Annotated in this window: 1 protein-coding gene; it reads right to left on the bottom strand. The window is 37.8% G+C overall.

Annotated elements, in window-relative coordinates:
- Window positions 1–210 precede the first annotated feature (210 nt).
- Window positions 211–1044: a cation transporter gene (locus BTW00_RS13710; protein ID WP_058368786.1), complete on the bottom strand. Its 834-nt coding sequence runs from the start codon at window positions 1042–1044 to the stop codon at window positions 211–213.
- Between the last annotated feature and the right edge of the window lie 2 nt (window positions 1045–1046).

Genomic DNA, 1046 nt, shown 5'->3' with positions numbered 1-1046 from the left:
CAGATTCTTATCAAAGACTTCATCATCTATTATTCGCCAAACGGCAACTTGCTGATGGTCTTTGGTGGTGACTAGATTTAAAGTTTGTTCAATCATTGCTTGAGGTCTCATATCCTTATGATGTTTATTTGCTTCAAACCCAGTTACTTTACACTTAGCGGTTTAATTAAGCTACTTACTTGAGCTATTTGCTTCAGTTATTAGGCTTGGCTACTTACTCAACTTCAATATTCTAAAGGCGCCCTGAATAACTAAAGCAAATACGATGCTACCAATAATCAAATCAGGCGTACTAGAGTGTAACCAATTAACCAAAATCCCTGCAACAATTACCCCTAAATTGATAATCACATCGTTTGAAGTGAAAATCATACTGGCTTGCATATGGGCTTCTTCTTTTTTGCTTTTCGATTTTTGTAGTAAATAGAGGCAAATCGAGTTTGCAATTAGCGCAAGAATCGATATGACTATCATGGTAGAAAAGTCAGGTAACTGCTCATTGCCAAAGAAACGTCTTAGTACTTCTAAAAAACCAAGAATCGCTAGCGTAATTTGAAAATATCCGGCAATTCTAGCAATCCGTTTTTTCTTAATGACCGTTCCACCGACCGCAAATAAGCTAATTCCGTACACGAAGCTATCTGCTAACATATCTAAGCTGTCGGCGACCAACCCCATCGAACGAGAAATCAGTCCCGTGCTCATTTCAATAATAAAGAAAGCAAAGTTAATGACCAGCACTATCCATAGTAGCTTTCTTTGCTCAGCATCTTTTTTGTGACTAGAATCAGCATCAATTTTAAAATTATTGTTGGGATCAGAGGGGTCAATGGTTTCGGTCGAGAGTAGGGTGTCTCCTAATTTTAGGTCATGAATAGCAGTCTCTATCCCTTCTATATTGTCATGATGAAACACAGTTAATTGACGGTTAGGAATGTCGAACTCAAGATGTTCAATATTCGAGTGGCCCTCTAATTTCATTCGGATTAGGTTTTCCTCCGAAGGGCAGTCCATCTTCGATATTTTAAAAGTTGTTTTATTCATAG

The organism is Psychrobacter sp. C 20.9, assembly GCF_001921765.1.
Taxonomy (GTDB): domain Bacteria; phylum Pseudomonadota; class Gammaproteobacteria; order Pseudomonadales; family Moraxellaceae; genus Psychrobacter; species Psychrobacter piscatorii_B.
Note: the sequence above shows the minus strand (reverse complement) of the source record. Positions and strands in the feature narration are given on the sequence as shown.